Source organism: Microbacterium sp., from assembly GCF_003248605.1.
Classification (GTDB): Bacteria; Actinomycetota; Actinomycetes; order Actinomycetales; family Microbacteriaceae; genus Microbacterium.
On the sequence record NZ_QFPF01000112.1, the window covers coordinates 1 to 8087 of the forward strand.

General features: G+C 65.8%; 4 protein-coding genes. 3 read left to right on the forward strand and 1 reads right to left on the reverse strand.

Annotated elements, in window-relative coordinates:
* Positions 1-816 (forward strand): condensation domain-containing protein (locus DI573_RS12630; RefSeq protein WP_363331366.1); only part of this gene is annotated, 816 nt, incomplete at its 5' end.
* Here the strand turns inward: DI573_RS12630 and DI573_RS12635 are convergent.
* A complete protein-coding gene (locus tag DI573_RS12635) occupies positions 794-3664 on the reverse strand; it encodes an NB-ARC domain-containing protein (protein ID WP_292814859.1) in 2871 nt (956 codons plus the stop codon). The genes DI573_RS12630 and DI573_RS12635 overlap by 23 nt on opposite strands.
* Positions 3665-4162: 498 nt before the next feature.
* Here DI573_RS12635 and mobF point away from each other — a divergent pair, with 498 nt between their 5' ends.
* Positions 4163-7639 (forward strand): MobF family relaxase, encoded by a 3477-nt coding sequence (mobF, locus tag DI573_RS12640; protein WP_292814862.1) that lies wholly within the window; start codon positions 4163-4165, stop codon positions 7637-7639.
* 81 nt (positions 7640-7720) lie between these two features.
* Entirely contained in the window at positions 7721-8071 is a 351-nt protein-coding gene (locus DI573_RS12645) for a sulfate permease (protein ID WP_292814865.1), read from the forward strand.
* Positions 8072-8087: the final 16 nt, after the last annotated feature.

Genomic DNA, 8087 nt, shown 5'->3' on the forward strand with positions numbered 1-8087 from the left:
CGCGGTCAGAGGCTACGCGATTTCTGGGTACGACGACTTGGCGAGTTGGGCCCGCTCCCAGCATCAGGTTTCGCATCGGTCCTCCCGAGGGCGGAGCGAACGGCGGCTCGCCAGTTCAACTTGACCTTCGACGTCGCAGCGACACAATTCTTGGCTGGCGCTGCGGCTACGGCAGGTGGCAGCTTGTTTGCGGCGATTGGCGTCGTGTGGAAAGTCGCTCTCTGGGCGATGAGGGTCGAGCGCGGCGTGAGCGAAAGCGCGCCAGTGGCGGTTCTCGGGGCCTTTGCAAACCGACTTCCGGCCAGATTCGCGCAGGAGGTTGGGGGCTTCGCCAACTCCGTCGTGATCGTGACGGATATTGGACCCTCGCTCACCTTCGTCGAACTTGTAGCGAACGAGAGCAAGGGTCTCGTCGTTTCGTCCTTTCACCAGGATTACCCGCATTCAAACGTGACTCTTGATCTCGACGCGCGCCTCTACGCTGTCCGTTATGCGGGTCGGCTTGGTGACATTCCCCGATACGTGAACTTCGACATCCCCTACGCCCAGGGGGTTGCATTCCCCGAGGGTGTCGCATCCGGTCAAGCTGTCGTTAGGGAGACTGCAGCGCAGATGCCACGGGGTGGTCTGCGGATCGTTGTCGCTGAACGGGACGGAAAGTGGACGTTTGACGGGCGATACGATCCGTCCGTCTATGGATTCGAAGTCATCGCGGAACTGACGACTCGAGTGCGTTCCGTGCTTGCGCGCTGGATGTCGAACCCGAATCTGCCGGCCTGGCGCGTGGTTGAGGCTATGGCATCGGATGCGGAGTAGGTAGCGGCTCGCTCGCCGTCTCATTCGAGTCGGCGAATCGCTCCGAGAAACCGGCGGTGAAGGCTGGCCCGAAGGCCGCAAGTAGCCCTCGTGCGCGGCTCCAATGCCGGTACGCCGTTACATGGTCGTCTCGTTTGGCTGCGGAATCCCCGGCGGCGGTCCAAGCACGCGCTTCCAGATACGGATCCTCCGTCGTCCTGAAGATCTCGGCGGACTCGGCGAACGAATCCACCGCCTCGCCCAGATTACCGAGCTCTCGGTGGAGGGCGCCTTCATGGTAGAGCGCATGTCCAAGCTCCCACGTATTCGAGAGCGATCGAAGCGTCCCGATGGCCCGCCTTATGTCGGCGGGGCTCTCGGGGTGGTGCGGATCGACCTGCGTCCTATAGGCCACAACAAAGCTGAGCGCTCGGGCCGCGCCAACCTCGTCGTCTTCGTCGTTGTAGATCTCGAATGCCTGACTGGCGAGGTTCAGCGCGGGAGCGAATTCGCCCTGCGCGCCGTTAACGAACGCCAAAGCAAGCGTGGTCCGTGCAGCCTCTGACTGGGAATCGGACAAGAGTAGTGACTCTGACAGACGTTCACGCGCCTCGTCGTGGTGGCCCGTCCTGGTTAGCGCGGTTGCGAGCAGACGCTGACTAATCGCGATGAGCTGAGGATCGTTCAGCGACCGCGCGAGCTCGACTCCCGCGCGTTGGGAGCGAGCGTAATCTTCCCAACTTCCAGACCGATCAAGATACGTCGTTAGGCCCCAAGAAAGCTGCCAGAGCTCGTGAGTATTGGCCGGACGCGGGGCATTGTCGAGCACCGCCAGAGCCGCCGCCAGCGACTCGCGGAACCACTCGAACGCCTTCGAGTAGGTTAGTGCGCCGAGGTCCGTCTCTTTCGAGACGTGGAGGGGGATCTCAGAGCGCTTTGGATACAGCACGCGATCCGCTGCGTATGCAGCGGAAGCGAGAAAGCGAACGACTCCTGACCATGCGCGATCGCACTCGGCCTCGCTGAGCCATTTGTACGCGCCGCTGGCGGCGACCTGCAGTGTGAGGTCGTGCGCAGAGAACAGGCTGGAGTTCTGCGCGTCGACAAGGCTTGCGCGTCTGAGCTCGAGCAGACTCTGCTGAGCCTCTCGGTCGGTCAGTCTCAGTCCCGCACGGATGAGGTCGCGCCTGAAGCGCCTGGACCTCAGAAGTCCAATGAAGGCGAAGGCCGACCGTGCTGACGTCGATAGCTTCGACAACGACCACGAGTAGACGGCCGCGATGCCTGATCGATCGTCGCCGAGATCGAGGAAGTCGAGGGCGCCTTCTGCGGACGTGAGTTGGGTGGCCACATCAGTGGAGGTGAGCGCATCCATCGACGCGCGCGCGCCCACCAATCCCAGAGCGAGCGGAACCCCCGAGCACGTCTCGATGACTAGGTCGACGCTTGCCCTATCAGCGCGGAGCCAACTCGCGCCCAAGCGATTCTCGAGGTACTCGCTCGACTCGCTCTCGGTGAACGGCGGCACTTTCACTGCAAGCGCGCCTGAAAGGACCAATGGCTCGAGCGTGTCTCGGCTCGTGACAAGCGTGGCGCATGGCGGGAACGGTGACAGCAGGCGTGCGACCTGAACTGCTGACTCGACATTGTCCAAGACGAGGAGATTTCCTGCTCCCGAGAGTTGCGTCCGGCACAGGGCGAGCCGTTCGTCGTCGCCTTCAGGGATCGCCGTCGGGGGCGTCCCAAGTGCCGTTAGAAGGATTCGAGTCAACTCAGACAAGTCAATCCGCGGGCCAGGACCGTAGCCGTTCATGTTGACGTACAGCTGTGCGCCCGGGAACCGGTCTGAGTGGCTGCTCGCCCACTGGGTCACGAGCGTTGTCTTGCCGATGCCAGGGGGGCCGGACAACGCCACGAGTGACGCTCCCCCCGCCTCGAGCGGAAGTAGCTGATCGCTGACGGCACGTCGCATTAGGAAGTACGGGGTCTGGGAACTGATCCTCGGAGATGTCGTGATTCCGGTCGGCGTCGTGGCCGACTCGGATGTGGCGACCGGATCGGTCGGTGGAGAGCTGTCCGGTATCGCGGGATCGTGGTGTAGTGCCGCCTCGCTGGGCTGGCCGTCCATCGACGATCGTGTGTCGCGAACCAGCCTAAGTATGCTCTTGTACACAAGGTCATCGCGAGTGGCGGGCTTCGCAATCGACACATGATCCTCGTCTACAGGGATCGGCTTTACACGGGACAGTCCAGGATCAGCGGAGCGGGGCGATACGACCCTCACGCGACGCGTCTTTCGTGTCTCATACAGGACGAGGTGGGTGGCAGGAGACGAGTCTGCCCAATCGCGGTAATGCGTTCCCATTCTGCGGAGATGTGCGTCATCGAGTCCAAGGTCGAAGATTGCGTTGCTAGGGAGGAATGGTACGAGCGCCTTGGCGATACTCGCCAGTGCTGAGCCTGAGTGCGGCGTGGAAAGGAATACTACCCCCGCGATTGCAGCGCTCAGCTTGGCCTTGTGTTCCCGTTCTAGCCGCGATTCAAGGATCACCTCCTTGACGAGCAGTCCACCGAGGCTGTGCGCCACGAAGCAGATGGGCCTCGCCCCAAGGTCTTCGAGACTCAGTGCCTCCAAGACGTTGACAGTGCGGTCCTCCAATCGCATGGCCGCACCGCGCAGTTTGGACGAGGCGGCGTCGTAGTCGAGCGTCCAAACCCGCACGCCAGGAACATCGGTGGCCAGCCATTCGAGCCAGTTGGTGGCGCCGTCATTGCCCCAAGTCTCGAGGGCGTCCCCATCCAGTCCGTGGACGAAAATCACGTCCACCGCCACCTCGACTGGCGAGGCAATCTTGATCAGTCTCGTCATTCGGCTCCCCAGGGCATTCTGACTAGCACGAACATAGTCGGTCTCGCCGAACACTCTGCCTCAAGCGTCTAACAGCATGGATCCGCGCGTCGTCCAAGTCGGCCTGGGACTCATCACGCAGGATCGTTCGTTTCCGACTCGTGTGCGTGGCACTCGGCGTCGCCCAATCGACTGTCGGCGATCGACGAGCCCTATCCCAGATGCTTGGCGTTAGTTCGGCCCGCAACTCTTCTGTAGTGAGATCAGTCAGACCCGCCGGATGGAGTTGGTCACGGGAGACCTAACAGCCCCGGATCCCTGCGCTTCAAACAGCCCGGCCGCACTCTGCGACTTTGAGGGCGAGCTTGCTCCTCCGAGTCGCACGAATGCGGCCACACGTCTTGCAGATCGAGGCGGAAGAGGAATTGTCGCAACAGAAGTCACCACCCGCGCGGGTACCACTTCACCACCTCTCTGGCAGAGGAGAGGCGGTGCCGGGTGTCGGTGTCGATGCGGGTGATGAGCGCGGGGGATGGGTACAAGTACCTCCTTCGCACCGTGGCCGCGGCCGACGGCGACCGACCGCTCTCCACCCCGCTCACCCGCTACTACGCCGAGGCCGGCACCCCGCCGGGTCGCTGGCGCGGGAGCGGTCTGCCGGCGCTCGCCGACGGCCGAATCGACGCGGGATCGCGGGTATCCGAGGCCCAGCTTGATTTGCTTTTGGGCATGGGTCGCGACCCCGGGACGGGCGCTCCGCTCGGTCGGGCGTATCCCGTGTACGCGGCATCCGATGCGAGCCCCGATCGCCCGAATTCCGACACTCCAGCGCCGACCCACCGCCGCGCCGTTGCCGGATACGACTTCACGTTCTCGCTGTCGAAGTCGGCGTCGGTTCTCTGGGCGGTGGCCGACGCCAACACCCAGGCGACCATCGCTGCCGCGCATCACAAGGCGATCGATGACATTCTCGCCTTCATGGAGCGTGAACTGGCCGCGACTCGAGCCGGCGAAGCGGGCCGTGATGGCGCCGTCGCGCAGGTCGAGGTCCACGGACTGATCGCCGCCGCGTTCGATCACTTCGACTCCCGCGCGGGCGATCCGCAGTTGCACACGCACGTCGTGGTGAGCAACAAGGTCCGCGCGGTGTTCGATGGCAATTGGCGCTCGCTCGACGGGCGTCCGCTGCACGCGGCGACGGTTGCGCTGTCCGAAATGCACACCGCCGTGTTCGCCGACTACCTGTCGCGTGCGCTCGGCGTCCAGTGGGAGCGGCGCGAGCGCGAATCCGATCGCAACCCGGTGTGGGCCATCGCAACCGTGCCCGAGCAACTCGTCGCCGAGTTCTCGTCGCGTTCGCGTCACATTGATATCGAGAAGGACCGGCTGATCGACGAGTACATCGTCACGCACGGGCGCGCGCCGTCGAAGGTGACGATCATCCGGCTGCGTCAGCAGGCGACGCTCGCGACGCGTCCCGAGAAGCAACTCCGGTCGCTCGCCGATCTCACGCACGAGTGGCGCACCCGCGCCAGTCGACTGCTCGGCGTCGACGCGACCGCGTGGGCGCGCACGGCGGTGAGTCACCGTGACGCCCCGCAGCCGTTGCGTGCCGAGGACATCGAGCGCGGCATCCTGGACCAGCTCGCCGTCCGCGTCGTCGAGGCCGCGAGCGAGCGTCGCTCGACGTGGACCCGCTGGAACCTCTATGCCGAGGCCGCGCGCCAGACGATGGGCTGGCGGTTCGCCGCGACCGAGGACCGCGAAGCGATCGTGGGCATGATCACGGATGCCGCGGAGCAGCGCTCCACGCGACTCACTCCACCCGAGCTCGCCGTCTCGCCCGCGGAGTTTCGACGTGCCGATGAGACGAGCGTCTTCCGTCCGCGCAACTCCGCGCGCTACTCATCGATTGCGCTGCTCGACGCGGAGGAGCGACTGCTCGCCGCGTCGCACGCGACCGATGCGCCGGTGGTCAGCGCTGCAACTGTCGAGCGAGCGGAGCGTGCGCGCCGCACTCACGGGATTGTCCTCGGCGAGGATCAGCGCGCGGCGCTCCACTCGATCGCAACCTCCGCGCGTTCGCTCGACGTGTTGATCGGCCCGGCAGGCGCCGGCAAGACAACCGCGATGCACACGCTTCGCCTCGCGTGGGAGCACGAGCACGGACGCGGCTCGGTCATCGGACTCGCTCCGTCCGCAGCGGCCGCGCGCGAACTCGCCGACGACCTCGGCATCGCGACCGAGAACACCGCCAAGTGGTTGCACGAGCACAACCAGGGCCGCGCAACGGTCCGCAACTCGCAGCTCGTCATCATCGACGAGGCATCCCTCGCCGGCACCCTCACCCTCGATCGCATCAGCACGCTGGCGACGCAGGCGGGGGCGAAGGTGCTCCTGGTGGGGGACTGGGCGCAACTGCAGTCGGTCGACGCCGGCGGCGCGTTCCGGATGCTCGTCGAAGCGCGCTCCGATGCGCCTGAGCTCGCCGACGTGCACCGCTTCCGCAATGCGTGGGAGAAAAAGGCATCCCTCGGCCTTCGCAACGGGCGACTGCAAGCCCTCGACGCGTACGGCGCGCACGACCGGATCGTCGGTGGCGACGCTGACGCAATGGCGGATGCCGCGTACAGCGCCTGGCTCCAAGACATCGCCTCCGGCATGTCGTCGGTGCTCGTCGCCGAGACGGGCGAGGCGGTCGCCACGCTCAACCGGCGGGCGCGCGCCGAACTAATTCTCTCGGGCATCGTGGATGCCTCGGTGGACGCGTCCCTGCGCGATGAGTCCGCAGCATCCACCGGCGACGTCATCATCACCCGCAAGAACGACCGCCGTCTGCGCTCGGGACGCGACTGGGTGCGCAACGGCGCGCGATGGAAGGTCGTCGCCGTTCGTCGCGACGGCTCGCTGCGCGTGCAGAACTCCGACCGCGCCGGCGCCCGACCGATCACGCTGCCGGCCGAGTACGTGGCCGAGAACGTCGACCTCGGCTACGCGGTGACCGCCTACCGGGCGCAGGGGATCACGACCGCCACCGCGCACGCAGTCGTCGAGCCCGGGACGACGCGCGAGAACCTGTACGTCGCGATGACGCGTGGGAGAGCCTCGAACAATGCCTACGTGGTTGTGTCTCGCCCCGACGACAATCACTCCTCTCGGCACCCGGGCGAGCGTCCCGATGCCACCGCGCGCGACATCCTCTCGGGCGTGCTCGGCCACGTCGGCGCCGAGCTGTCGGCCCACGAGACGATCGCCGCCGAGCAGGAGAGCTGGGGCTCGATCGCGCAGCTCGCCGCCGAGTACTACACGATCGCGGCATCCGCACAACGGCCGCGTTGGACGAATCTCATCCACGCATGCGGGCTACCCGCCGAACTGGCCGAAGCGGCGATCGAGTCGGACGCCTTCGGTGCCCTGGCGGCAGGCCTTCGACGTGCCGAAGCGCTCGGCCACAACGTCGAGACGCTTCTGCCGCGCATCGCTGCCGCGCGCGGATTCGAAGATGCTCAGGATGCCGCAGCCGTGCTACACGAACGCCTCGAGCACGTCCTCGCTCGGCCGTCGAGCGGCAGCGCGCGGGGGAGTGGGCAGCGGCTCATCGCCGGCCTCATCCCAATGGCGATGGGGGAGACGGATGCCGAGATGCGGCGTGCCCTCGACGAACGGGCCCACCTCATCGAGGAGCGTGCGTCTGCGCTCGTCGATGCTGCGGTGGTGTCGGGGGAGAGGTGGATCGCATCGCTCGGGCGAATCCCCGTCGATTCGGCGCGGGCGAGTGCCTGGCGCCACCAGGTGCGAATCGTTGCTGCCTACCGCGACCGGTACGGCGTTCTCGAGGATGACGCGCTCGGCGCTCCCGCTTCGTCACCCAACCAGCGAATGGATGCCGCGGCCGCAGCTGTCGCGCGAGATCGCGCAGTCTGGCTTTCGCGGGCGGATGCTCCTACCCAGCCGCGGCGGACACCTGCGCGCACGCGCGCTGTCCACAGCCTGTAGTGGATGGTCCTATCGACGCCGGAGGGCGAGGCGTAACCTGAGCGCAATCAGAGCCCGACACCTGAAGGAGAGGCCTGGACGATGTTCCAACTGCTGATCGCCTTCGTGAGCCGCCTCTACGCGTTCATCCAGCGGACGATGCCGACGAACATCGTCCTCCGTGCCACCCACACCCGGCGCGGGCTAAAGTGGGGCGTGCCTGCCATGCTCCTGGCGGTCGTCTACATCGTCATTGCCGCAGCGCTCGCGCAGTGGGTGGTAGGCGGCGCGCCCGGGTGGATCTACTTGCTCGTGCTCGTGTGCCTTTGGAACGCGATCAAATTCGTCGTGAACGGGCCGGTCACGCTGGTGCGGTTGCTCCGCGTGCGGGCGGTCGAGCGGCGCTACCGCAACGCGAGAGTGGCCATAAGCAAGACGATGCCAGTCGGCTGAGATTCAACCGCCAACG